We start from the raw sequence: 24,053 nt of genomic DNA on the forward strand, positions 1-24,053 counted from the left end.
ATGGCGAACACGAAACTTGACCGTATCGAAAGGGATATTGAGAAAACGAGGGCAAAAATCCTTGAACAGCAAAAGAAGCTGAAAGACCTTGAAGCGCAGAAAGTCGAGGAAGAAAACGCGCAGATCGTGCAAATGGTAAAGGCGGTACACCTTGACGGGACGCAGCTTGCCGCGTTCCTCTCCGCTTACGCCAGCGGCGAAATCACCTTGCCGCAGCCGGAAGCCACTTACCCCGCCGAACAGGAGGACAACGACAATGAAGAATAAAAAGATAATCCGAAAGTTTACCGTATTGCTTGCCGCACTGGTTATCATGTGCGGCTTTTCTGTTACCGCTTATGCGGGCGGTGGCGATGAAAGCGACGACACGCCTACCCCCGTAACCGAGGAAACCCCCGCGCCGGAAACCGAGCCGGAAGAAACGACGGGCGGCTATGAGCCGCAGCCCCTTACCCCGGACGGGAATATGTCCCTTGTGGACGATATAACGGGTGAAGCGTCCGGCGACAAGCAGTTTATCACCGTCGTTACCAAAAGTGGCAACTATTTTTACATCATCATTGACCGCGCCGAGGACGGGGAAAATACCGTCCATTTCCTTAACCAAGTGGACGAAGCGGATTTAACCGCCCTTATGGAGGACGGGCAGACCGAAGCCCCCGTTTGTAGCTGCACCGATAAATGCGTTGCCGGAAGCGTCAACACCGCTTGCCCGGTTTGCAGCGTCAACATGAGCGAGTGCGCGGGTGTGGAAGCCGAGCCGGAGCCGGAAGAAACCGAGCAGCCGCCGGAAGAAGAAAAAGGCGGCGGCATGGGTATTCTGCTTGTCGTGCTGCTTGTTGCCGCAGCGGGCGGCGGCGCGTTCTACTACTTTAAGATTTTGAAGCCCAAAAAGGACGCGGCGAAAGGCAGCAGCAGCCTTGACGACCTTGATTTTGACGAGGACGACGAGGAAACGGAAGTAGTCGAAACCGAACAGACCGAGCAGGAGGACGATAATCTATGAAACTTGTAATTGCAGAAAAACCGAGCGTCGGGGCGGCGATTGCCGCCGTTATGGGCGCGAATGAAAAGCGCAGCGGATATTTTGAGGGCGGCGGCTACCTTGTGTCGTGGTGTATCGGGCATTTGATTAGCCTTGCAGACGCGGCGACCTACAATGAACAATTCCGTAAATGGAAGTACGACGATCTTCCCATTGTCCCGCAGGAGTGGCAGTTTATTGTTGCCAGCGGCAAGGAGCAGCAGTTTTCCATTCTCAAAGACCTTATGCACCGCAGCGACGTTACCGAGATTATCAATGCTTGCGACAGCGGGCGCGAGGGGGAACTCATTTTCCGCTTTGTCTATGAACAGGCGAATTGCAAAAAGCCCTTTTCCCGCCTTTGGATTAGCAGCATGGAAGCAAGTGCAATCCGCGAGGGCTTTTCAAATCTCAAAGACGGGCGCGGCTATGACAACCTCTATCAATCCGCGCTTTGCAGAGCAAAGGCCGATTGGCTCATTGGCATTAACGCGACCCGCCTTTTCTCTATCCTCTACCATAAAACATTGAATGTCGGCAGAGTGCAAACGCCCACCCTTGCTATGCTGGTAAACCGCGACTATGCAATCAGCAGCTTTAAGAAAGAGAAATATCATGTCGTCCGGCTGGACGTTGGCGGCGTTGCCGCCCTTTCCGAAAGGCAGGACGACGAAGCGGCGGCGCGGCAGATGAAAGCGGCTTGCGAGAAATCGCAGGCCGTTTGTACTTCCCTTAAAAAAGAGAAAAAGACCGCAGCCCCGCCGAAACTGTTTGACCTCACCGCCTTGCAGCGGGAAGCAAACCGTTTGTATGGGTTTACGGCGAAACAGACCCTTGACTATGCGCAAGCCCTTTATGAAAAACGGCTTTTGACCTATCCCCGCACCGACAGCAAATATATCACTTCCGATATGGAGGGCAGCACAAAGGAACTTATCACCGGCCTTTGCGCTGCTCTCCCCTTTATGCAGGGCGTGAAGCTGCAAGCCGACCTTGCGAGGATTTGCGACAACAGCAAAGTAACCGACCATCACGCCATTTTGCCGACAGCGGAGTTTGTGAAAACGGGCTTTTCTTCCCTTGCCGAAAGTGAGAAAAAGCTAATGACCCTTGTGTGCGCAAAACTGCTTTGCGCCGTTGCCGCGCCCTATGAGTATGAAGCGGTTACGGCGGTTTTCACTTGCGGCGGCTATACCTTTACCGCAAAGGGCAGGACGACGCTTTGCGAGGGTTGGCGCGAGATTGAAAGACTATCCCGCGCCGCGTCCGGGGAACAGGACGAGGACGCAGAGCCGGAAGCGGTTTTACCCCCGCTTGCCGAGGGGCAGACCTTTGACAATCCGGCAGCGGAGATCTCCGAACGTTACACGCAGCCCCCAAAGGCATTTACCGAAGATACGTTACTTTCGGCTATGGAGAGTGCGGGAAAGGAGGACACGCCGGAGGACGCGGAGCGCAAAGGGTTAGGCACCACCGCGACGCGGGCGGGTATCATTGAAAAACTCATTAGCGCGGGCTTTGCCGAGCGCAAGGGCAAAAAGCTAATCCCCACAAAGGACGGGTATAACCTTGTCGCTATTCTGCCCGACAGCCTTACGTCCCCGCAGCTTACGGCAGAATGGGAAACGCGCCTTACCGGGATTGCAAAGGGCAGCGACAGCCCCGCCGACTTCATGCGCGGGATTGAGGAAATGACAGCGGGGCTTGTCAAGACCTATTCCGCGATTTCCGAGGATAAAGCGAAGCTGTTTACCCCGCAGCGGGAAGCAATCGGCACTTGCCCCCGTTGCGGCGCGGCGGTTTACGAGGGCAAGAAAAACTTTTACTGCTCCGACAGGGCTTGCAGCTTTGTGATGTGGAAGAATGACCGCTTTTTTGAGCAGCGCAAAAAGGCTTTCACAAAGGCGATTGCCGCCGCCCTTTTGAAAGACGGAAAGGTAAAAATCAAAGGTATGTACTCGACCAAGACGGGAAAGACCTTTGACGGAGTTGTGCTGCTTGCCGACACAGGCGGCAAGTATGTAAACTTCCGCGTCGAGCAGAACCGAAAATGATAAGGCTTGATGAAAAGCAATACCGCGCCGTAAAGAAAATGACCCGCGCCGCTTGTGCAAACAACGATTGCGGGAATTGTCTGCTGCTGGACGACGGGGAAACTTGCGTTTGTGTGCAGAGTATCAGCTATTCGCTGCTATGCCGCTATTTCCGCGAAGCGGTATTACCCGCCGACAGGCAGCTTTGCGAACAGATCACCCGCAGCGGGGAAACCGATTTGAAGCGTTGCGCGGTATGCGGCAGCACGTTTGCGGCGGGCAGCAACCGGGCGAAATACTGCCCCGATTGCGCGGCAAAGATACGCCGCAGACAGAAAGCCCAAAGCGAGAGAAACAGGCGTTTACGGATAAAAACAACTACATAGCAAGCACAGCAAACGAGTACCCGTTTGCGAGAAATGCCCGCGCTTCCCATAGAGAGCGCGGGCATTTTGCTTGTTGGGATAGTCCCAAACCCTTATATGACCGAGAAAGGACGTGATGAAAGAATATGCCGTATTCCTCATACGACCATGACAAATTAGAAGCCGCCGAAACCATGCGGATAGAACGCCGGATATATTTTGAAGCAAAGGACAGGGAGATTGCCCCTTATGCTTCCTTGCCGATTGCGCAGCTACTTTCCATGCGCAGCGAAAGCGCGGCGGCAGAACAGGCGATTTTTGACGACCTTAAAGAACGCGCCGCCGCATGGGAAGAACAGGCGGGAAGAACGCTTTTGCTGGATAAAACACTTGAATATGTGAGAACGCCGCACGTCCAGCACACCGCTAACGAGTGGCAGACCACCGAGCATAACCGCCATATTCGCAGCAACCGGGTATATCAGATGAATTACTACATTTACGAGAATACCCGCTACGACAAAGAAGCGCAGAAATCTATCCCGTATTCATGGACGCTTACATGGAGCGTGCGCACCAACAGCCCAAGCAGAACCCAAGCGAAGATTGCCGGACAAGATAGAAAGGTTTTCACCGACAAGGCAGCTATGGAAAAGTATCTGAATGGGCGTATCAAAGCGTATGACCGCTTGTTTACGGAAATCTCCCCGCCTATCCCGCAGGAGTACGCCGACTATTTCAAAGTAAACGGTATGCTCATGCCGGACTACACCATAGAGGGCGAAGAACCCCCGCAGCAGCAACAGGCGGCAGCTATCCCCGAAAATACCGGGCAGGAAAAGGAGCGTGAACACATGAGCGAACAGTTTTCTATTATGATAGGCAACCGCAGCCGCTTTGACGCGGGCGACCCCGGCGGCTATTGGTTGGATATGCCCGCCACAAAGGAGCAGTTGCACGAAGCTATGCGGAACGTCGGCATTACCGCCGACAACCCGCAGGATTTTTCCATTCGCGGCTATTCCGACGACCCGGAGAAACATATTGCCTTGCCTTATGAAATGGTATGCGCCGCCGACGTGGACGAACTCAATTTTCTTGCGGCGCGGCTCGAACAGCTTGACCCCGCCGAGGTTGGCAAGCTGAACGCAGCTTTGCAGCAGAAAAACGGGCTTGCAAATATTGGACAGGTAATTGACTTCACCTACAACGTGGATTTTTACGTCCATATCCCCGAAGTACATAACTACCACGATTTGGGCGACTATTACTTAAATCAATCCGGCATGGTACAAATGCCCGAAGAATGGAAAGGCGGCATTGACCTTTCTACTTTTGGCAGGAACGCTGCCGCGCAGGAAAAAGGCGCGTTTACCGAGTACGGCTATATCGTGGAAAGCGGCGACGAGTGGGAACGGCAGTTTGAGGGGCGCGAAGTGCCGGAAGAATACCGCATTATGAGTTACCCGCAGCCGGAGCGCGGCGAACAGGACAAAGCCTATATGGACGCAGCCGAAACGCAGCAAGCAGACGCACAGGCCGCAGAGCCGCAGCAGCCCCGCCCCGTCGTCCCCATTATCCTTACTTCCGAAAAGCCCGCCGAAAAGGTAAAGGAGATCACCGCGCGTTTGGAACAGGGCGTACAGGCGATTTTTGACAGCGACCGCTACAAAGAGTTTCTAACCGCTATGTCAAAGTTCCATGATTATAGTTTGAATAACACTATCCTAATTGCTATGCAGGGCGGCAATTTGGTAATGGGCTTCCGTCAATGGGAAAAGGAGTTTGACCGCCATGTAAAGAAAGGCGAGAAAGGCATTAAAATCTTTGCCCCCGCGCCCTACAAGGTGAAAAAGCTGGTTGATAAAATCGACCCCGAAACGAGAAAGCCCATGCTTGACCGCGAGGGAAAAGTGGTAAAGGAAGAAAAGGAAATCACCGTCCCCGCCTTTAAGGTTATAACCGTCTTTGATATTTCGCAGACCGAGGGCAAGGAGTTTCCCGACCTTTCCGTTAAACCGCTGCTTGCCGATGTGGAGCAGTACGAGGATTTTTTCGCCGCCCTTGAAAAAGCGTCCCCCGTCCCGATTGCATTTGAGCAGATCACAAACGGCGCAAATGGGTATTTCAGTTTGACCGACAAGCGTATTGCAATCAAAGAGGGCGTGAGTGAATTACAGGCGGTAAAGACCGCCATTCACGAAATCGCGCATGCGAAGCTGCACGACGTAGACTTAAACGCCCCGCCGGAGCAGCAAAACCGCGTTGACCGCCATACCTGCGAGGTAGAAGCGGAAAGCGTCGCTTATACGGTTTGCCAGCATTTCGGCCTTGATACTTCCGATTACTCTTTCGGCTATGTGGCTGGTTGGAGCAGCGGCAAGGAAATGACCGAGTTAAAAGCGTCCCTTGAAACAATACAGACCACCGCAAAGGAACTCATTACCGAGATTGAGGGGCATTTTACCGAGTTGCAGCAGCAGCGGCAAGCCGAGCAGGAGCAGGGCGATACCTTTTCCATTTATCAGTTAAAGCGCGGGGACGAAACAAGGGACTTGCGCTTTGAGCCTTATGACCGTCTGCAAGCGGCTGGACTTACCATTGACCGGGTAAATTATGAACTCGTCTATACTGCACCGCTTACAAAGGATATGACGCTGGGCGACATTTGGGAAAGGTTTAATATCGACCACCCCGCCGACTTTAAGGGGCATAGCCTTTCCGTTTCCGACATTGTTGTGCTTCATCAGAACGACGAGGACACCGCCCACTATGTAGACAGTATCGGTTTTCAGCAAGTGCCGGAGTTTTTGCAGGAGCAGCAGACCCCCGTATTTGACAAGCTGCCGCCCGAACAGCAGCAAGCCTTGTCCGACACCGTACAAGACACTTTGCAAATGCTGGTTGACGCAGACAAGCGGATTTATGGCGACGTTACGGGCAAGACCCTTGAAGCAATCGCGGCGCAAGGATATTCCTACAAGGACGGGCAGCTTGAAAAGCAGCAGCCGGAAGCGACCCCCGACAGCCTTTTGACGGGTGAAACCGTTAGAACGCCGAGGGGCAATTTTCATATTACCGATATGAGCCGTGAACAGATCGAAGCGGCGGGATTTGGTTTTCACCATGCGTCGGAGGACGGGAAGTATCTCATTATGGGGAATGGCACACAGGCTTATGCCATAGCCGCCGAGCAGCCGCAGCGGGATAATCCCTTAAAGCACGTCGAGGACACCATAGAGCAGAACGACAACAATTTTGACGGGCTTATCAACAATACGCCGCAAACGCCCACCGTTGCAGATTTTGAGCAGCGGGCAAAGGCGGGGGAAGCGATTTCCGTTACCGACCTTGCAAAAGCGGTAAAAGCCGAGAAACGGGAACAGCCGCAGAAAAAACCGTCCATTTTGAAGAAGCTGGACGAATACAAGAAACAGGCGGCGCAGCAGCCGAAAGATAAACAGAAAGAGCATAAAAAGGATTTGGAGGTTTGATAGCATGAATACCCGCTTTACCATTGAGGAAGAAAACATTGTTGCGATCTACGCCGAGGACAGCCGGGAAACAACGCTTGAAAATATCCTTGCCGCCATGCCCTACATGGACGAGGATATGCGCCAGCTTGCCGCCGCAGCGGTGAACAAGCTGCAAGCCATGACGGACAGCGAGTTTTCCGAAAGGGAGTTTATCTTGACCGACGAGGAATAGCCCATAGAGAACAGGGGCGCGGTTGCCGATTTCCGGCACCGCGCCCCTGTTCTTTTTTTGTCCTTGCGTGGACAATTAGAAAGCCGTTTTTGCGGGTTTGAATATACTTTATCGTCTATGTCGTTTTCATGCGCTGGAAGCCGCAGAAACACAGGCGTTTTCAGCCCTTAACATTCCACTTGCCACCCCATGTTTTGCGCCTTATCGCTCCTGCTCCCGCGCCCTGCTTTGGGACGGGTAAAGAATACTATCGACGTTCTTTTTGACAACGCCGTATTCCTGCATTTGCTTCTTGGCTTGCCGATAATCTTCATACAATTTGGTTTTCCTGTCGTTTAAGCTTCTATACTCCTTGCGCAGCGCGGCGAGATCGGGCAGCTTCTTTATCTGCATTTCCTTTAATGCCCTTGCCGCAGCTTCAAACAGGATAATTTCGCTTTCATGCCCCCGCAGATACTTTTCCTTGTCCGGCGATTTTCGGTATTCATCGTAAATCGGTTTTAACTGTCGGTATGTGGTGGTGTGCTTGATAAGCAGCGACAAATCAGACATACGCTGTTCCACTTCCTTAACCGCCTTTGCCGCCGCGTCATGAGCGGTCATAATATCGGCTATCTTGCTTTCAAGTTCGCTATAATACTCAATCTTGTTTTCGGTTAGGAAGTTCATGCTTTTAGCAGCCTGTTTCAGATTATGGATTTTTGCCCACCGTTCATAGCCCGCCGACTGTTGGGCTTTGATACTGTTTTCAAGATCGACGACAAGCCGGATTTTCTTATCTTCCCGCAGCGTTTTTGTTTTGGCAACATACACGCCCTTGATACGCTCCTTTATCGCTTCTTCCGTATAGGCCGCGCCGAGCGTCTTTGTGCGGGTAAACCGTTCCTGTCCGGCAGCGCGAAAGGAAATGTATTTGCCCTGTTTGATTTCATACCCCATTTCCTGCAAGCGGCGCAGCAGTTCGTCAAAATCTTTCACTTGGGGAATGAGAGTATCTATCGCCGTTTTCAGCTTTGCTTTGTAGCTTGTCCCTTGCTTTTCGGCGGTGTATTCTGCATAGCTTTTTCCCTTGTCCTGTCCCGGTACGACGACGGATAGCCCATGCTCTTTACATATCCTGTCGCTGGTGCGCCGGATAAAGTGATAGCTTTGCTTGTTGGAATGGTACTTTTTGTAGTCAACGAAGCTAACCGCGTTGAGTAGGCTAAGTACCCAGCGCCTTGCCGCATTGCTGCGGTAGGTTTCCGGACACTCGCCCCCGAACCGGACTTACAACTCTCGCTGTATCCGGCTCTCCATTCATTCACAGTCTGCACTGTGTATTTTAGTGTGACAGCTTTCACAGACTACCAGTGTTTTCCGGTTAATCTTTTTCATAAAAGCTGCCCACGGTTGACTTTCATCCAGCTCTTTCAGCGTTCTTACCTGGTGCATCACCAACACTGAAGTTTCTTTTCCACACCATTCACACCGATTTGCTTTCAATCGTGCGCCAAGACTGGGCTTCTTCAGAATGCCTTTTGGCTTATGGATAATATCCGCTTCTTTTCCCAGAGGATAGGGGTCTCTGGCAAGACTGCCTTGCCACAGTAGTCGAATACGCTCCTTGCCATGTTTGTCCTGAAATTTCACACCGATGTCTTTGCCGATACGATACTGAACAATGATTTTGCGCTTTGTTGTGCGGTATTTACAGGCCAGAGTTTTGTAAAAGCTGTACTCCATGATATAGCGGAACTTGTGTAGCTTGGAGCGATTGTTTGCAATCGCATAATAGTTACAGAATCCTCGTATCTCGCCGTTGTACTGGTCAAGAATACTCAGGTCCGTTCGCCCGACAAGTTTTCCGCGATGGGTGGGCTGCCAAATCTCTGTTCCATTGCGAACATCGATTCTCATGGCTCCCAGTTCCAGCAGCTTCTTCTGAATGGCGGAAGTTGGGACTTCCAGCATGACATGGCCGCTGTAATTTCTGGCCGTAGAACCACTTTTGGTTTTCTTGGTGTGATTGCTCTGCGGTGTAACCCTGATTTCAAATCCTAAGAATTTTGCCCGGTCTGTCGCTTTGGTTACCAGCGTCTTTTCGTCCGACAGTTCCAATTTCAACTGTCCGGCGATATATGTGCCGATTTCCTGTTTCACAGCCTGTGCATCCTCTTTGGCTCCGATGATACCGATAAGAAAGTCATCAGCGTAGCGGACATATTGCAGTCTGCGGAAGTTTTCGTCCATAGGGTCTTTACAGGGGATGGACTTGTGAACCTTGTCCAGTTCCCAGATGCTTTCCAGTAAGGACTGCTTTTCTTCCTCAGTTTTTGCCTTTGCCAGCTTTCTTTTGAGTCGGATTCTCTTATCGCTCAGCTTGCGGTATTCCACATTGACGGCTCGCTTGTTCCCACGGTCAAACCGTTTCTTAAACTCTGCCATATATTTGTCGAACTGGTCGAGATAGATATTGGCGAGAATAGGACTAATGATGCCGCCCTGTGGCGTGCCGCTGTAGCTTTGATGCACTTGGTTATCTTCCATATATCCCGCATTAAGAAATTTACGGATAAGGCGCAGGAAGCGTTCATCTTTGATTCTCTTGCGGAGGATGCCAATCATGACATTATGGTCGATATTGTCAAAGAAGCCTTTAATGTCTCCCTCCACAAACCATTTGCACCGTGTAAAGCGATTTTGAATCATTCTCAAGGCTGTGTGACAGCTTTTATTGGGTCGAAAGCCGTGGGAGGTGTCCTCAAAGCTGTTTTCATAGATGGATTCCAACAGCATACGGACAACTTCCTGTACCAGCTTGTCGTCAATGGACGGGATGCCCAGAGGACGGAGTTTTCCATTCTTTTTGGGAATATATGTCCGTCTGGACGGCTTGGGCTGGTAAGATTCGTCTTTCAGGGCTGCAATAAGCCTGTCAACTCTTTCAAGGCTCATTGCGTCAATGGTTTTCCCGTCTGTGCCTGCGGTCATGTTTCCCTGACTGGCATAGATATTTTGATACGCCTGTAAGAAAAATTCCCGGTTGAACAGATTGCGGTACAATCTGTCATAGACATAGCCGGATTGAGCTGAATGCTCTTGCAGACTGTTCAATACATTTTCTGGATTTCTCATAGTGCCTCACGCACCTTCCTTTCTTTTGCATTGAATCGAATGAACTGCCGCCCTTCGCCATGTGCGTGCCATTAACACGCTCGGACTACTACGGCGGCTCCGTTGCCATATTGGATTTTCAGGGCCTGCACCCATAGCTCTTGCGAGCATTCCAACTTAGGCAATCCCCATTTAGTAACAGAGTAAAAAGCTGTGTTCATTGTCGGATACGGTTTTCGTCCTTTTATGCTGATACATACGGGCTGCACATCGGTTTCGCTCCTGCCAGTCATCTTTTCTGGCGGAGATGCACAGCGCAGCGGATATAGCTGTCTTCCGCTGCGACCACCACAAATGTCCCTCGGACTGCCGTTCAACCAGTGTAGGCTTTATCCTCATATGAACTTTGGTCTTGCTGCTCAGTCGTGGCATGACAACTTGCCAACTCACAGCGTTACGGTCGTGCTATTGTCCCCTTTGGGTTTCCCCATCCAGGTTAGCCGTTGACCACAGGCATGAAACCTCACGCCTGCCGCTTGCTAAGCGGATTTACTCTGCCCCTTATGGGCGCACAAATCAAGTGATTATGCAGATGGTCTTTATCGACGTGAGTTGTCAAAACAAACTCATACTTGCCGCCTAATACCGCCCCGGCAAGTTCCATGCCGATTTTGTGCGCTTCTTCCGGTGTGGTTTCTCCCACCGCAAAGGATTGTATCAAGTGCCGCCCTAAATGTGTGCCGCGATCTCCGGCAGCTTCCCGCGTCCATGCAAACTCAATATCGGCGGTTTCCAGCCCGCAGCCGAAAGAGGACGCAAGCAGCTTCCCGTCTGTCTTTTCGGGATTTAAGATATAGTCTATCGCAGCCTTTAAGGTTGATTTAATAGGGTGCGTCTTTGTAACCGCCATATCTCGTCCACCGCCTTTTTAATGTCCTCTATATCCTGCCTGTAAACCGTCCCCGTCGCATTGGCGCGTTTTGCAATTTGGTTGATGTTCCGGCTCACCGCTTGCAGTTCCCGGATATATGCTTTTGTGTCGCTTCGGTCAACGACAAGAATATACCCGTCTATCGCCATTTTACGGAAGTATGCCCCATACTGCTTTATGGGAAGCTGCTTCATCTTCTCGTCGATCAGCCGCTTTTCTTCTTCCGTAACGTAAAACTTCATCTGTATATTTCTCTTTCGGTTTTCCATTTCCGCACCGCCTTTCGGTATAAGGGTTTGGGATTATCCCAACAAGCATTTTCCGCAAACGGGTACTCGTTTGCTGTGCTTGCTATCTACTCCATACCCCCACCGAAAGGCGGTATTTGTTGCGCGTTCCTTTGATTTTGGACGCAAAAAAAGATTGCAGCCGCCATGCGCTGCAATCTCCCGATTTCTCATATTGTGAGGTTAATCCTCTGCTTTTTCGACTTCCGTTATCTCCCTTGCTGTTGCGGTTACAATCCGTATGCCTTTATCGCTCATACCGTCCAGCAGCGCGTCAAGCTGCCGCCGCCCGGTGGATTTCTCCGCATTGCTGTTCGGGAAGAAAAATTGATCTACCGAAATATGATACCGGGTTACAAGGTCATAGAATACCTGTAAACTCGGCTGTTGTCCCTTGTTCTCGATATTCGCAAGGTAGCGCGGGGAAATATATAACTCGTCGCTTACCTTTTTGCGGCTCTCGCCGTATTCATTTCTCGCGGCTTTTATAGCTGCCCCGAAAGCCTTAAAGTCGTACAATGGTACGGGTCTTTTTGCCATTTTCATTCACCCTGTTACATTTTACAGTTCACCTTTCTTTTTGGATATGTCCACACAATTCATATCATTAGGTTAAATACTTCCTGTTGTGTATTGACAGTAGACTGATTTTCTGATAAAATAAAATTTATGTAAAAGGAGGCGGCGTTTATGTTGCATAGCATGCGTATTAGATAAGCATTGAAAAAAAGGATTTTCCCATTTTCAACATGGGCTTTTTTGTCATGCTTATTTTGCGGATGCTATACAAAAAACTAACGACGTATAGATATAGTATAGACATAGTGCAAGCTATGCCTTAGTTTTGTTGTACTGCTCTGTGCATTATAAATGCAGGTCAATGCTCATGTTGAGGATTGACCTGCATTTTTTTGTGTAAAAAGGACGAGTGAAATATAATGCTTAAAAAATATTGGATAAAATGTCCGATTTGTAACGGAAAGACGAGAGTTCAAGTATTTCATAATACTGTATTAAAAGATTTTCCTCTTTTCTGCCCTAAATGCAAATTGACGCATATCATTGATGTAGAAAAATTAGAGATTGTAATCAAAAATACAGAAAAACAAACTTTTATTATTTAGAAGAAAGGATATAAAAATGAAACGTTTACCTAAATATACGCCTGCGGAAGTACGGAATGATCCATACGGATTTACTTACAAAGAAATGTCGGAAGTTATTGGCGAGAATGAAGCAAAAGCCTTATATGAAGAATTATATAAGCAATTACCACGCAAAAAAAATCTATCAATGTTGGTAAAAAATATTTGCAAAAGCAGTGATACTGAAAAGTATGTTTACGAACTGAAAGACAACAAATACATTGAAACGGTTTTTATCAAGCGGCGAGATGGTGGAACTGTTTGCGTGAGCACACAAGTCGGTTGTCCTGTTGGTTGTATTTTTTGTGAGTCCGGGCGAAATGGCTTTGTTCGTAATCTAACATCGTCAGAAATCGTACAACAGATTATATTGTTGCGTCGAAAAGTAAACCGTATCGTTTTTATGGGTATGGGAGAGCCTTTATTCAATTATGACAACTTGATAAAAGCAATCCATATTCTCCGAGATAGATATGGGCTCAACTTTCCAACCGACGGCATTACCATATCAACAGTTGGTCCGGTCGATCAATTAAAAAAATTGCGCGAGGAACATCTTAAAATTCAGTTGACAATATCTTTACACGCAGCAACACAATCTGCAAGAAATCGTATTATTCCTCACATGCGCATATATGCTATTGAAGATGTTGTTAAGCAAGCCTTATCCTATTCTGAAAGGCATAATCGCAAAATTGTCTTTGCGTATTTGCTTTTACCGGGTATAAATGACCGGCCCTCAGATGTAAGACAACTTGCAAAATGGTTTCGGGGCAAAAAAGTTATGATTAACGTGTTACAATACAACCCAACAAGCAATTCAAGAATTAAAGCACCACAGAAACGGGAAATAGTTGCATTCAAACATCAATTAGAGCAAGCAGGACTTGAAGTTACTATGAGAGTTTCTCATGGCAGAGAGATTAACGCGGCTTGTGGACAGTTAGCTAACACATATAATAAATTCAAAAAAAAATGATTAAAAGTGCCAGACGCATAGACGCAGAGCCGATAACGCATTAGGTCAAAAAACCTATGTGTTATCGGCTTTTTTATTTAATATTGCGCAAAAGCCGCTGTTCCCTATTATAGAATGGATTGCGGGTAGTGTATTAAAGTCGCCCTTTTTTAAGGATACGGCGGTATCGGGGAGGTATCGCCGTGTCCATTTTTATTTACTGTAACCCGCCTAATGCTTTGCGGTCAAAAAAAGCTATGCTCCGCAAGCGGGATATTCCGGCTATGAGTATGAACTGTCAATACATCTAAATACTTCTTACATTTCCTTTGCGCTCGTCCGCGTCTTGCGGACGGGCGCATTTTGCTTTTTTCAACTTTTTTCTGAAAAACGCACTCAAGAGCCATCTCCCGAACGGGTACGGAGCGAAAGGGGCAGAGAGGACAAGCCCTTAACTCCCGTCCTCTACTCCACGCGGGAAGGAGGTGAACTCTATGGAGCTATCTTCTTCCGACAAGGAAAGAATACAACATCAGTACGACGCATTAGCAAAGAAAACTTTGGTTGGCGAAGCGAAAAGCCACCGCCGCACTCTTGCGAAACGCGCAGCACGCGAAGTACCTTTTTCGGATTTGAGCGAAAGCGAACTCGCGCAGCTTTTCACAACGGACGAATACAAAAGCGATTATTTCCGTTTTCAAGTGTCCGGCTTTGATGTACTCGTCAAAAATGAACTGCTTGCCGAAGCCCTTAACGCTTTGCCCGAAAGGAAACGCGACATTATCCTTTTGTCCTACTTCTTGGACATGAGCGACGCGGAAATTGCTGAACTGCTGAATGTTGTACGCACGACGGTTTTCCGGCACAGGAAATCCGCGCTTGCGAAAATCAAACAGTATTTGGAGGGAAAAGCAGATGATGAATACCGTTAGGAAATCTGAAAATCTGTTGCCGTTCCCTGTCATTTCCGCAGCGGCAAACGGCGACACAACCGCCATGTGCGCGATCTTGAAGCATTACGAGGGTTACATAGCGAAACTTTGTACCCGCACGCTGAAAGACGACGCGGGCAATACCTATTCCTATGTGGACGAGGAAATGCGTAACAGGCTGCAAGTGCGCCTTATTACCCGCACCCTTGCTTTTCATGTAGGATAATCTTTTAGCCCATGCGGGGAGCGTGTCCCCTTTCCACGCTTCCCGTTATGGGCTATTTGTCGTTCCGTAACAGCACATCGGAAACGGTGTACTGTTACAGGCCGACAAAGCCTATTGTTCCTTGACAAAGAAAGCGGCCTTTGGTGCGCAGCATAACAGGCAACGGGTACATTCCGTCTGTACCGAGCCGGGCGGCGGGTACGCCATGACCGCTTTTCCCCGTTGGGGAAAAGTCGAGCGAGAACTACCGCGCCGTAAAACAAGTTTAGCAGCTTGTGGGCGACGACATACAAGGCGGCACAATGATACTCCCGCGTTGAACACCCTCAAAGTATTGCGCGGCGCACCCATAAGCATGGGCCGGGGTGAAACTCCCGTGAGGTTGCAGCTAACAACCGCCCGTTTTGCCTTTTGACGAATATAGTTTATCCATACAGGAAAAGGAGGTTTTTCTAATGGATAAAAAACAGACAATTACAACCGAACGCAAAATAGGGAAAATCACCTATCTTGTTCAAGCGTTGCCGAGTGAAAAGGCAACCGATACAATCCATAAAAAGATTGAAAAACTCATTGTAAAGGATTTGCAGAAAAAGCCCGGAAATCCGGGCTTTTTAGCGTCCGAGTAGTGCATTAGGCGGCGGGATATGGTATAATGATAGCAACACATTATACCTGTTTATTCGGCTGTCGGAAAGGAGGACTAATGTTACAGTCGAATAAAATCACCGCCCTTTACTGCCGTTTAAGTCAAGAGGATATGCAGGCCGGAGAAAGCGGAAGCATACAGCACCAAAAAATGATACTTCAACGCTATGCGGACGAACACCATTTTTTGAACACAAAGTTTTTTGTGGACGACGGATTTTCCGGCGTGAGTTTTGAGCGCGAGGGGCTGCAAGCGATGTTGCAGGAAGTGGAAGCCGGACGAGTGGCGACGGTTATTACCAAAGACCTCTCCCGTCTTGGCAGAAACTATCTGAAAACGGGCGAACTCATAGAGATTGTATTTCCCGAAAACGGAGTGCGCTATATCGCGATTAACGACGGAGTTGACACAGCGCGGGAGGATAACGAGTTTACCCCCTTGCGGAACTGGTTTAACGAGTTTTACGCCCGCGATACAAGCAAGAAAATCCGTGCAGTTAAACAGGCACAGGCGCAAAAAGGCGAGCGTGTCAACGGGGAATATCCATACGGCTATATCCCAGACCCGAACAACCGCCACCACCTTATACCCGACCCGGAAACCGCGCCGATTGTCAAACAGGTTTTCGCTATGTTTGTTAGCGGCGTGCGTATGTGCGAAATCCAAAAATGGCTTGCGGAAAACAAAGTCTTGACGATTGGAGCGTTGCGCTATCAGCGCACAGGACAGGCGCGGTATCAGCGGGCAATGATCGCCCCCTATACTTGGCCGGACAAAACGCTCTATGACATATTAGCAAGGCAGGAATATTTAGGGCATACCATAACCGCGAAAACTCACAAGGTATCCTACAAGTCGAAAAAGACCCGGAAGAACGAAGAAGAACAACGCTATTTCTTCCCAAACACCCATGAGCCGCTTGTTGACGAGGAAACCTTTGAACTTGCGCAAAAGCGGATTGCTACCCGCCACCGCCCGACAAAAGCAGCGGAGATTGATATTTTTTCCGGCTTGCTGTTTTGCGCTGGTTGCGGACATAAGATGTATTACCAACAGGGCGTAAATATCGAGCCGCGCAGGTTTTCCTATTCTTGCGGCGCATGGCGCAACAGGGCAAGGACAGGCAGCGAGTGTACCTCTCATTATATCCGCAAAAACGTACTTCTTGATTTAGTGCTGGAAGATATGCGGCGGGTTTTGCAGTATGTTAAGGAACACGAACAGGACTTTATCTGTAAAGCTACCGAGTACGGCGACATGGAAGCGAGAAAGGCATTAGCGCAGCAGCAAAAGGAACTTTCCAAAGCACAGGCGCGTATGACCGAACTTGACACGCTTTTCCGCAAGCTGTACGAGGACAACGCATTAGGCAGACTGACAGATGAACGGTTTGTGTTTCTAACTTCCGGCTACGAGGACGAAAAGAAATCCCTTGCCGCAAGGATAGACGAGTTACAACAGCAGATCGCAACCGTTACCGAGCGAAAAAGGGATATATCAAGGTTTATTCAGATTGTCGGGAAATACAGCGACATACAGGAATTGACCTATGAAAACGTCCATGAGTTTATCGACCGTATTTTGATACATGAATTAGACCGGGAAACCAACACCCGGAAAATCGAAATCCATTACAGCTTTGTCGGACAGGTTGATACCGAGCAGGAGCCGACGCAAGTTGTCAACCATGACCGCCGTAACATGGTAGATGTAAAAAGTATCGCTATCTAACCCCAGCAAAATCTGTTCCTGTATAACCATTATCTACATAAGTATCTACCAGATGATATTCTCCATGTTCTTCAACATATTGATGAAGCATCTCTATCTGTGTCTGTATCGTTTCTTCATTGTCTTTTTCTACGGAAAGTCTGGCATAGACACCTGTCTCCAACTGTGGTCCTGTTATGATTTCCGGTGTCATCATCTCCTGCTTCTTTTCAATAATATTATTATTTCTTCTGCTCTTTCGTGCCATCTTATGCCTCCTCAAACCATTCTTCAGGTAACATTTCTTTCCATTCCCGATTTTTAAACTGTATTTCTATTTTTTCATATCGAAAAGATTCCACCCGGTCTATCCATCTCTTTACGTCTGGTCTGGTAATCTCTTCCGGAATCACCATTTCAGAAAACATTTCTATCCATGGATTATTTTTACTGAAACACTTTTCTATCTTTTTGATTTCTTCCAGATAAAATTCCAGTTTTTCATCGCACTCCATAAATTCCTGCACATTAATCTCTTTTTGCATCTCATATTCATCTTCTGAAATCTCTCCTGCTATCATCTGGTTGTAAAGTGGCAGGTTCTTTTCTTCTACAGAAAGCATTTTCTGAAAAACTTTTTGAGCAGATGCTTTTACTTTCTGAATCTTTTTAACCTTTTCTTCTTCCCATATCTGGCTTCCAATCATCCCTGCAATTTTTCTGGCAGTCTGATTTTCATTTACGAGAATTTCATAAACAGCCTGATACACTTCCTCGAAAGGAATATTGCCTCTCTCATAAGATATTTCTGCCGGCTTTGGATAACTCAGGCGAAATACTCTTATCTTCAATCTCTGATGTGGATATAATTTTAACGGTATGCCGGATTCTTTATCAAAAATTCTACCGGAAAACGGATTTAATTTCCCAAGACCCAGATTTTTTTTATTGATGCTCCTGTGAGTAAGTGATTTTTGTGCTTTCTGAAAAAGTTCCATATCCACCACCATTGGGCAGGAGAACATTTGCTTCTTTCCATCTATCGTCCGTTCCCATTCACCAATATACTGACGGTTATATAAGATTCTTTTTATCTGATCCCGTTTCCATGCAGCATGTTCATCTTTAATTTTTCTTCCCCACAACTTGTTAACATAATTTCCAGAGGATTCTATTTTTTCTTCGGTAAGGATTTTAGCTATTTCTGAGCAAGACTGTCCCTCACTTGACAAACGAAAGATTCTTCTTACTATTTCTGCAGGTTCCGGATCTATTTCAAGTTCCATCTTCCCATCCTTATATCGAAAACCATATTTATAATATTTCTTGGTTTCATTGAACTTTCTCATGTCCTCTGTTACCAATTTATCTTTATACTCTTTTGCTTTCCTGTCCAGATACTCAACAGCTTCCTGTTCTGTCACATCCAAAGAACAAAAATCGTCTTCCACCACTGCAATCTGTAATCCGGCCGGAAGAAACATACTTTTAAAAAGCTCTGCCGCTACATTAGAATTTCTTCCACAGCGAAACATAGAATCTATCACTAAGCAGTCAAACTGTCTTCCCATAGCATCCTGCTTCATCTGAAGATATGCAGTTTCTTCAAATTCTTCTTTTTTCCTGTCAGAATATTTTTTTACCAGCTTCCATTTTCTCTGTTTTATATATTCCTGTATTCTCTCGTTCTGCTGACTAATAATATCATTCGGAATTTCTCCCTTCTCCATACAGGAAACCATCCTCGTATAACTCGCACATCTCATAAGCTCCCAGCCTTTCTTTCCGTTTCATTCTCATGCATTGCTGCACACTCTACAAATTCTGCGATTTCATCTTCATAGTTAAAATGAATTTCTATCCTATCAGTGCCATACACAATAATTCTGTCAATCAATATTGCTATTACTTTCCGATTCAGAGATTCGATATTATGATACTTCTTAAATTCTTCTACCCATTGCTGTGTACACATTTCATTGGACAGCATTCTTTTTCTCTTTTCTTCCAGCTCATGCCTTGTGTTTTTCGCCGTCTCGATTTTTTTTGAAAACGTCTGTTTAATATCCCGGTATTCTTCCCTCGAAATGATTCCATCTGTCATATCTTCATAAAGATTATTTTTTAGTTCTTCATATTTCTGCATTTCTTTATAAAGCGTTTTTATCTGTGTATCAAGCATCTTCACTCCAAATTGCTGCTGAGGAATGTCTTCAATCTGAGAAAGGATATTGTCCGCTCGAACAATCAAGGCAATCTGATTTCTGACTGCTTCCAGAACTATCTTCTTCAATTTAATATCACTGATATTATGCGAGCTGCATCCTTCTCCACGTTTATAAGTTGAACAATGATAATAGAAGTAGCGTTTTCCTTTTTTCTTTACACTCCGGCGTACCATATTTTGCCCACAGTCTCCACATCGGAGCAGACCGGAAAACACATAAATGCTTTCTTCCTCTGGTGATGTTCTTGTATCTAATGCCATCAGCCTTTGTACGGTTTCAAAAACTTCTCTGGAAATGATCGGCTCATGTGTCCCTTCTACTCTAATCCAGTTCTCCGGTTCTATCATCTGACACGCTTTGACTTTGTAGTTAATCTTTCTCGTCTTTCCCTGCACCATCGTTCCGGTATAAAGTTCATTTTTCAAAATTCTGAGAACTGTTCCGGCATCCCACTTCGGATTCTTTCCTGCTCTGAAACCATTGTTATAATTGATTCCACATGAACGCTTGTATTCGGTTGGTATCAACACACCCATGTCTGACAAATCAGCCGCAATATTCTGTGCGCTAAATCCATCCAGCTTCATATTAAAAATTGTCCGCACAATCTCTGCGGCATACTCGTCTATGACCAGATGGTTTTTATTGTCCGGATCTTTTTTATACCCATAGCAGGCATAGTTACTGATAAACTGTCCCCGCTTTCTTTTCACATCAAACTGACTTCGGATTTTAATTGAGATGTCCCTGCAATAAGCATCATTTATAAGATTCTTAAAAGGAACTATGATTTGATCTGCATCGTTCTCCGTATCAGCACTGTCGTAATGATCGTTCACTGCTATAAAACGAATACCAAGCACCGGGAATATTTTTTCCAAATATCGCCCTGTTTCAATGTAGTTTCGTCCCAGTCTGGAAAGGTCTTTTACGATGATACAGTTAATCTTATGTTCTTTTGCATCTTCAAGCATCTTCTGAAAACCCGGACGCTCAAAATTTGCACCACTATATCCATCGTCAATATACTCTTTGACCAGTGTTATATCATTATGCTGATTTGCGAAGTCACGAAGCAGACTTCTTTGATTGCGGATACTGTCACTTTCCACTTTATCTCCATCATCTCTGGAAAGTCGCAGATATACCGCAGCTAAATATGAATTTTGACTTTTAAAATACATAAAGCCATCAACCTCCTAATCTACTAGCCTTATAGCTGTAAACCAGAAAATTCATGGCTCTTTGAATACTCTTTAAATTTTGACCCACATCCATATTAACATAACTTCTGGTTCTTTGCCACATCTTTTTTATTTTTATAATTTTTTTCTGACATGATGCATCTGCTCAGACATTCTTCCAAAGTATCTCTGCCTGCAAAACTAATCTTTACTATCACCCCATTTGACAGATAACAATACGGATTTTTAATCTGCCGGATATAATCTTCCAGTCTTTCCCTATCTGAAAGTTCTGTATGAATCTGCACATCTTCTGCTGATACAAGGGATTCTTTCTCTACAGTATGAATATCTATCTGTGCCATTTCCTTTAATTGAGCCGCTGTTGGTAATCTTTTCTGCGTCATTTTCCAACCTCCATTTTTTTGTCTTCTACTAATTGCAAGTTTCAGAGGGTGTTTGGTCGGCACTTTTTTAACTTTTTTTATTTTTCACCGTCATTTCATAGCTTCAAACTGACTATTAGTGAGGGGATTTCTCTCTTAGAGCAAGTTTCGCAACGTAGCCCAATAACCCTTACAGGCTCATCGGTCACTTGCAACTTGATGGGGATTCCGTTTCCCCATACCCTCGGCTACTATCAAAAGCAGACGTATTGGTTCCCATGTACATGGTCACAGCAGGATGAATTTTCATCCTTTGTCATCACAGACTTCTGTGAATGTTTCTTCCTGTATTCGGAACCGTACAGCAGAAAGGAAAAGAATATGACAAGACCGAAAAAAGACGAACAGACCGTCCGCAGTAACAGCATCCATATTCGCATGAACGATACGGAGTATGAACTTTTACAGGAGCGAGCCAGTGCCGTCAACATGAGCATGGCTGAATTTATACGAAATGCTCTGGACAATCAGCAGGTAACAATCAAATATGAACTTGTTGCTGATGTTCCGGAAATAAAAAAACTGATCGGAGAATTTGGCAAGATTGGCAGCAACCTCAACCAGATTGCCCGATATTTTAACCAAGGCGGAATCATATCGGCAGAAATGCGTGGGGAAATAAAGAAATGTATCCGAGATATTTATGAAATGAAATATGAAGTGATGAAGATGGCAGGTGATTTTCGTGGCAGTGATTAAACATATTGCAAGTAAAAATGCAGACTATGGAGAATCGGAACGGTATCTTATTTTTCAACACAACGAATATACTCAAAAACCTGTCTTGGATGAAAATGGGCACATGATTCTCCGGGATGAGTATTATCTGGATGGACTAAACTGTGATCCGTTTACTTTTGCTTCTGAATGTCAGGAACTGAACAGCTATTACCATAAAAATCAGAACTTCAACGAAATCAAGTCTCATCACTACATTATCAGTTTTGACCCGAAAGACCGGGATGAATATGGATTGACCGGTGAACGGGCACAGCAGCTTGGATTGACTTTTGCAAAGAAAAACTTTCCCGGTCATCAGGCTTTAATCTGTACACATACAGATGGGCACAACGAAAGCGGCAACATCCATGTCCACATCGTAATCAACAGTATCCGGAAATATGATGTACCAGAAGAACCATTCATGGAATATGCCTGTGAATCAAAAGCTGGCTATAAGCATCATCTAAGCACAGCCTACCTTGCCCATTTAAAACAAGAAGTTATGGATATGTGCCAAAAAGAGGGATTGCATCAGGTTGATCTGCTCACTCCTGCTGAAAGAAAAATCACAGAAAAAGAATACTGGGCACAACGCCGGGGGCAGAAAAAACTTGATAAGTTCAACCAGAAGATGCGTGAAGATGGGATTACCCCAAAAGAAACGAAATACCAGACAGAGAAGCAATTTCTCCGGGATGCGATTGACAATGCTGCAGGTATCGCAAAATCTCCCGAAGAATTTTCAAAAATTCTTGAAGAAAAGTATCGTATTATTTTCAAAATTAGTCGAGGACGTTACAGTTACCTTCACCCTGACCGTAAAAAATATGTTACTGGCAGAAATCTTGGAACCAGATATGAAGAAGATTTTCTCATGAAAACATTTATGGAAAATACAAAATTGCTCTCAAAAGAGAAAGAGAATGTCCAGGAACAACCTGTTTCGGATACCGCTACCAATTTACAGCAGGCACTTTCTTCCGATTCATCCCAGATTCCTGTTCCATTCATTTTCATAAAATCGGATCTCCGGCTTGTGATAGATTTACAGACCTGTATCAAAGCACAGCAGAGCGAAGCCTATGCTCAAAAAGTAAAACTGACGAACCTGAAGCAGATGGCTCAAACCGTTGCCTATATACAGGAACATGGGTATGACACCAGAGCAGATTTTAATACTGCTCTTACAAATGCAGAAAGCCAAACCAGCCTTGCCCGTAAAAAGATGAAAGATACCGAACAACAACTCAAAAATGTCAACGAACAGATTCATTTTACAGGACAGTACCTTGCCTACAAAGACCTCTATGCCCAGTACCGAAGAAGCCACAACCGTAATAAATTTTATGAGGAGCATAAAGCGGAACTCTCTCTTTACGAAACTGCTTTGCGTGTTCTGAAAGAAAAATCCAATGGTCAGAAACTTCCTTCCATGAAATCACTCTATCAGGAAAAAGACCGGCTCACAGAACTGCGTGAAGTACAACGATCCGATTTTTACAGTCATCGTGATCAAGAACGGGAACTGAAGACTGTAGATGCTAATATTGATATGATTCTTGGGAAGAAGCCTGAGCGTGGACAGGTGAAAGAAAAATCTCAGCATTTATAAGATAAAAATGTGGGCAAATTTACACTTGCCCACATTTTTATGCCACACAATTATTATCTCTTGAAAATTCATCTAAGGTTTCTTTTATTTGTTCTATATAATCTCCTTGCAATAAATTATACTCTGATACAACAGCATAATTTATATCCATCTGCCCCAATAAGCTAAGTATCACTTGAATAAGATTATATAAAATCGTCTGATGATTAAAAATAAATGTACAAAACTGAATTCTTCCGTAATGAGTACAATAGTTTCTTTGTGGCCGAAATTTCAATAATATCTCTTTATCGCTGTTTGATATTTTCTTTTTCCGAGATAATAATTTTAACGCTTGGTCGTATTCTTTATCAGTTACATTTCTATTTTTCTGTTTTGAGTCTGTGTGTATACGCCAATAATCTAAAGCATATGACAATGTTTCAAACACCGTTAATGTATATCCAAATACTTTGTATGCCAACTGTTCCATCGCAGCATCAAAACTGTTTACATAAGGATTGATCATATAATTTCTTAAATAAAAATTATATGTATTTGCATCTGTATATACCCGACATATCCAATCATATTCCCACATGTAAGATTTAATATTATTCATAAAATTATCTCTAAGTTTCAAAACATTGCTGAAATTTTCTTCTAATGATTCTGGTTTGTAATACATTTTATCACTCTCCTATTGTTTCCTATAGACCAGTTTTTCTACATTTATGGAGCATATTATAGCAAATCTTTTATATCTTGTCTTGCTTTTTTCAGCAAAAATGGCCCTGCCACATATGTAGCAAGACCA

General features: G+C 45.8%; 24 protein-coding genes and 1 pseudogene. 14 read left to right on the top strand and 11 right to left on the bottom strand.

The annotated features are described in order from the left end of the window. From BQ2683_RS11670 to BQ2683_RS11695, 6 genes are all read left to right on the top strand, one after another. Entirely contained in the window at positions 1-267 is a 267-nt protein-coding gene (locus BQ2683_RS11670; RefSeq protein WP_002584965.1) for a DUF4315 family protein, read from the top strand. After that, a complete protein-coding gene (locus BQ2683_RS11675) occupies positions 257-1,006 on the top strand; it encodes a DUF4366 domain-containing protein (RefSeq protein ID WP_002584964.1) in 750 nt (249 codons plus the stop codon). Before BQ2683_RS11670 ends, BQ2683_RS11675 begins: the two co-directional genes overlap by 11 nt. Further along, positions 1,003-3,078 (top strand): type IA DNA topoisomerase, encoded by a 2,076-nt coding sequence (locus BQ2683_RS11680; RefSeq protein WP_002584963.1) that lies wholly within the window; start codon positions 1,003-1,005, stop codon positions 3,076-3,078. Before BQ2683_RS11675 ends, BQ2683_RS11680 begins: the two co-directional genes overlap by 4 nt. Before the next feature lie 38 nt (positions 3,079-3,116). Beyond that, complete coding sequence (locus tag BQ2683_RS11685; protein WP_004452811.1) at positions 3,117-3,443, top strand: cysteine-rich VLP domain-containing protein; 327 nt, start codon at positions 3,117-3,119, stop codon at positions 3,441-3,443. 125 nt (positions 3,444-3,568) lie between these two features. Beyond that, positions 3,569-6,916 (top strand): YodL domain-containing protein, encoded by a 3,348-nt coding sequence (locus BQ2683_RS11690; protein ID WP_002584961.1) that lies wholly within the window; start codon positions 3,569-3,571, stop codon positions 6,914-6,916. 4 nt (positions 6,917-6,920) lie between these two features. After that, the gene (locus BQ2683_RS11695) at positions 6,921-7,130 is read left to right on the top strand and encodes a transposon-transfer assisting family protein (protein ID WP_002584960.1); all 210 of its coding nucleotides are present in this window, start codon (positions 6,921-6,923) and stop codon (positions 7,128-7,130) included. A gap of 201 nt (positions 7,131-7,331) precedes the next feature. On the opposite strand, the gene BQ2683_RS11700 is transcribed toward BQ2683_RS11695, so the two are convergent. From BQ2683_RS11700 to BQ2683_RS11720, 6 genes and pseudogenes are all read right to left on the bottom strand, one after another. Next, positions 7,332-8,108, bottom strand: coding sequence for a hypothetical protein (locus tag BQ2683_RS11700; protein WP_394337384.1), 777 nt, complete (start codon positions 8,106-8,108; stop codon positions 7,332-7,334). A gap of 321 nt (positions 8,109-8,429) precedes the next feature. After that, the gene (gene ltrA / locus BQ2683_RS11705) at positions 8,430-10,247 is read right to left on the bottom strand and encodes a group II intron reverse transcriptase/maturase (protein WP_002610947.1); all 1,818 of its coding nucleotides are present in this window, start codon (positions 10,245-10,247) and stop codon (positions 8,430-8,432) included. Positions 10,248-10,418: 171 nt separating this feature from the next. Further along, entirely contained in the window at positions 10,419-10,676 is a 258-nt protein-coding gene (locus tag BQ2683_RS13285) for a hypothetical protein (protein ID WP_147625741.1), read from the bottom strand. Between the two features lie 124 nt (positions 10,677-10,800). Further along, positions 10,801-11,136, bottom strand: a pseudogene (locus BQ2683_RS11710) (relaxase/mobilization nuclease domain-containing protein); the annotation flags it as partial. Then, positions 11,097-11,426 carry a plasmid mobilization protein gene (locus BQ2683_RS11715; protein ID WP_002584958.1) on the bottom strand — a complete coding sequence of 110 codons (330 nt, stop codon included), beginning with the start codon at positions 11,424-11,426 and terminating at the stop codon, positions 11,097-11,099. The gene BQ2683_RS11715 and the pseudogene BQ2683_RS11710, both read right to left, overlap by 40 nt. 201 nt (positions 11,427-11,627) lie before the next feature. Continuing rightward, on the bottom strand, positions 11,628-11,984 hold the full coding sequence (locus BQ2683_RS11720; RefSeq protein WP_002584957.1) for a helix-turn-helix transcriptional regulator: 357 nt from the start codon (positions 11,982-11,984) through the stop codon (positions 11,628-11,630). Between the two features lie 398 nt (positions 11,985-12,382). Here BQ2683_RS11720 and BQ2683_RS11725 point away from each other — a divergent pair, with 398 nt between their 5' ends. The 6 genes from BQ2683_RS11725 to BQ2683_RS11745 all read left to right on the top strand — a co-directional run bounded on the left by BQ2683_RS11725 (position 12,383) and on the right by BQ2683_RS11745 (position 17,085). Then, entirely contained in the window at positions 12,383-12,568 is a 186-nt protein-coding gene (locus tag BQ2683_RS11725) for a cysteine-rich KTR domain-containing protein (RefSeq protein ID WP_003431289.1), read from the top strand. A 16-nt stretch (positions 12,569-12,584) separates the two neighbouring features. Then, positions 12,585-13,568: a 23S rRNA (adenine(2503)-C(2))-methyltransferase RlmN gene (gene rlmN, locus BQ2683_RS11730; protein ID WP_002584956.1), complete on the top strand. Its 984-nt coding sequence runs from the start codon at positions 12,585-12,587 to the stop codon at positions 13,566-13,568. Between the two features lie 473 nt (positions 13,569-14,041). After that, positions 14,042-14,479 (top strand): sigma-70 family RNA polymerase sigma factor, encoded by a 438-nt coding sequence (locus BQ2683_RS11735; protein WP_003502131.1) that lies wholly within the window; start codon positions 14,042-14,044, stop codon positions 14,477-14,479. After that, the gene (locus BQ2683_RS11740; protein WP_002604473.1) at positions 14,463-14,705 is read left to right on the top strand and encodes a helix-turn-helix domain-containing protein; all 243 of its coding nucleotides are present in this window, start codon (positions 14,463-14,465) and stop codon (positions 14,703-14,705) included. Before BQ2683_RS11735 ends, BQ2683_RS11740 begins: the two co-directional genes overlap by 17 nt. Positions 14,706-15,160: 455 nt before the next feature. After that, positions 15,161-15,334 carry a transposon-encoded TnpW family protein gene (locus tag BQ2683_RS12970; protein ID WP_002604472.1) on the top strand — a complete coding sequence of 58 codons (174 nt, stop codon included), beginning with the start codon at positions 15,161-15,163 and terminating at the stop codon, positions 15,332-15,334. 77 nt (positions 15,335-15,411) lie between these two features. After that, positions 15,412-17,085, top strand: coding sequence for a recombinase family protein (locus BQ2683_RS11745; protein WP_069989194.1), 1,674 nt, complete (start codon positions 15,412-15,414; stop codon positions 17,083-17,085). Here the strand turns inward: BQ2683_RS11745 and BQ2683_RS11750 are convergent. From BQ2683_RS11750 to BQ2683_RS13560, 4 genes are all read right to left on the bottom strand, one after another. Next, positions 17,078-17,332: a recombinase family protein gene (locus tag BQ2683_RS11750; protein WP_069989195.1), complete on the bottom strand. Its 255-nt coding sequence runs from the start codon at positions 17,330-17,332 to the stop codon at positions 17,078-17,080. The genes BQ2683_RS11745 and BQ2683_RS11750 overlap by 8 nt on opposite strands. A gap of 1 nt (position 17,333) precedes the next feature. Continuing rightward, positions 17,334-18,830 carry a recombinase family protein gene (locus tag BQ2683_RS11755; protein ID WP_076939172.1) on the bottom strand — a complete coding sequence of 499 codons (1,497 nt, stop codon included), beginning with the start codon at positions 18,828-18,830 and terminating at the stop codon, positions 17,334-17,336. Then, complete coding sequence (locus BQ2683_RS11760) at positions 18,827-20,476, bottom strand: recombinase family protein (RefSeq protein WP_069989197.1); 1,650 nt, start codon at positions 20,474-20,476, stop codon at positions 18,827-18,829. Before BQ2683_RS11760 ends, BQ2683_RS11755 begins: the two co-directional genes overlap by 4 nt. A gap of 95 nt (positions 20,477-20,571) precedes the next feature. Beyond that, positions 20,572-20,883: a DUF6870 family protein gene (locus BQ2683_RS13560; protein ID WP_069989198.1), complete on the bottom strand. Its 312-nt coding sequence runs from the start codon at positions 20,881-20,883 to the stop codon at positions 20,572-20,574. Between the two features lie 360 nt (positions 20,884-21,243). Between BQ2683_RS13560 and BQ2683_RS11770 the strand changes: the two genes are divergently transcribed. After that, a complete protein-coding gene (locus BQ2683_RS11770) occupies positions 21,244-21,621 on the top strand; it encodes a plasmid mobilization protein (RefSeq protein ID WP_069989199.1) in 378 nt (125 codons plus the stop codon). After that, positions 21,608-23,257 carry a relaxase/mobilization nuclease domain-containing protein gene (locus tag BQ2683_RS11775; protein ID WP_069989200.1) on the top strand — a complete coding sequence of 550 codons (1,650 nt, stop codon included), beginning with the start codon at positions 21,608-21,610 and terminating at the stop codon, positions 23,255-23,257. Before BQ2683_RS11770 ends, BQ2683_RS11775 begins: the two co-directional genes overlap by 14 nt. A 37-nt stretch (positions 23,258-23,294) precedes the next feature. Here the strand turns inward: BQ2683_RS11775 and BQ2683_RS11780 are convergent, their stop codons facing one another. Next, positions 23,295-23,924 (bottom strand): hypothetical protein, encoded by a 630-nt coding sequence (locus BQ2683_RS11780; RefSeq protein WP_069989201.1) that lies wholly within the window; start codon positions 23,922-23,924, stop codon positions 23,295-23,297. Positions 23,925-24,053 lie beyond the last annotated feature (129 nt).

It is taken from the genome of Massilioclostridium coli, assembly GCF_900095865.1.
GTDB classification, from domain to species: Bacteria; Bacillota; Clostridia; order Oscillospirales; family Ruminococcaceae; genus Massilioclostridium; species Massilioclostridium facile.

What these genes read in the sequence shown, in the direction of transcription:
- BQ2683_RS11675 (WP_002584964.1), top strand. Translation starts at nt 257, where the DNA reads ATGAAGAATAAAAAGATAATCCGAAAGTTTACCGTATTGCTTGCCGCA.
- BQ2683_RS11780 (WP_069989201.1), bottom strand. Translation starts at nt 23,924, where the DNA reads ATGTATTACAAACCAGAATCATTAGAAGAAAATTTCAGCAATGTTTTG.
- BQ2683_RS11740 (WP_002604473.1), top strand. Translation starts at nt 14,463, where the DNA reads ATGATGAATACCGTTAGGAAATCTGAAAATCTGTTGCCGTTCCCTGTC.
- BQ2683_RS13560 (WP_069989198.1), bottom strand. Translation starts at nt 20,883, where the DNA reads ATGACGCAGAAAAGATTACCAACAGCGGCTCAATTAAAGGAAATGGCA.
- BQ2683_RS11720 (WP_002584957.1), bottom strand. Translation starts at nt 11,984, where the DNA reads ATGGCAAAAAGACCCGTACCATTGTACGACTTTAAGGCTTTCGGGGCA.
- BQ2683_RS12970 (WP_002604472.1), top strand. Translation starts at nt 15,161, where the DNA reads ATGGATAAAAAACAGACAATTACAACCGAACGCAAAATAGGGAAAATC.
- BQ2683_RS11750 (WP_069989195.1), bottom strand. Translation starts at nt 17,332, where the DNA reads ATGGCACGAAAGAGCAGAAGAAATAATAATATTATTGAAAAGAAGCAG.
- BQ2683_RS11685 (WP_004452811.1), top strand. Translation starts at nt 3,117, where the DNA reads ATGACCCGCGCCGCTTGTGCAAACAACGATTGCGGGAATTGTCTGCTG.
- BQ2683_RS11725 (WP_003431289.1), top strand. Translation starts at nt 12,383, where the DNA reads ATGCTTAAAAAATATTGGATAAAATGTCCGATTTGTAACGGAAAGACG.
- BQ2683_RS11770 (WP_069989199.1), top strand. Translation starts at nt 21,244, where the DNA reads ATGACAAGACCGAAAAAAGACGAACAGACCGTCCGCAGTAACAGCATC.
- BQ2683_RS11670 (WP_002584965.1), top strand. Translation starts at nt 1, where the DNA reads ATGGCGAACACGAAACTTGACCGTATCGAAAGGGATATTGAGAAAACG.
- BQ2683_RS11715 (WP_002584958.1), bottom strand. Translation starts at nt 11,426, where the DNA reads ATGGAAAACCGAAAGAGAAATATACAGATGAAGTTTTACGTTACGGAA.
- BQ2683_RS11695 (WP_002584960.1), top strand. Translation starts at nt 6,921, where the DNA reads ATGAATACCCGCTTTACCATTGAGGAAGAAAACATTGTTGCGATCTAC.
- BQ2683_RS11745 (WP_069989194.1), top strand. Translation starts at nt 15,412, where the DNA reads ATGTTACAGTCGAATAAAATCACCGCCCTTTACTGCCGTTTAAGTCAA.
- BQ2683_RS11680 (WP_002584963.1), top strand. Translation starts at nt 1,003, where the DNA reads ATGAAACTTGTAATTGCAGAAAAACCGAGCGTCGGGGCGGCGATTGCC.
- BQ2683_RS11755 (WP_076939172.1), bottom strand. Translation starts at nt 18,830, where the DNA reads ATGAGATGTGCGAGTTATACGAGGATGGTTTCCTGTATGGAGAAGGGA.
- rlmN (WP_002584956.1), top strand. Translation starts at nt 12,585, where the DNA reads ATGAAACGTTTACCTAAATATACGCCTGCGGAAGTACGGAATGATCCA.
- BQ2683_RS11690 (WP_002584961.1), top strand. Translation starts at nt 3,569, where the DNA reads ATGCCGTATTCCTCATACGACCATGACAAATTAGAAGCCGCCGAAACC.
- BQ2683_RS11760 (WP_069989197.1), bottom strand. Translation starts at nt 20,476, where the DNA reads ATGTATTTTAAAAGTCAAAATTCATATTTAGCTGCGGTATATCTGCGA.
- ltrA (WP_002610947.1), bottom strand. Translation starts at nt 10,247, where the DNA reads ATGAGAAATCCAGAAAATGTATTGAACAGTCTGCAAGAGCATTCAGCT.
- BQ2683_RS11735 (WP_003502131.1), top strand. Translation starts at nt 14,042, where the DNA reads ATGGAGCTATCTTCTTCCGACAAGGAAAGAATACAACATCAGTACGAC.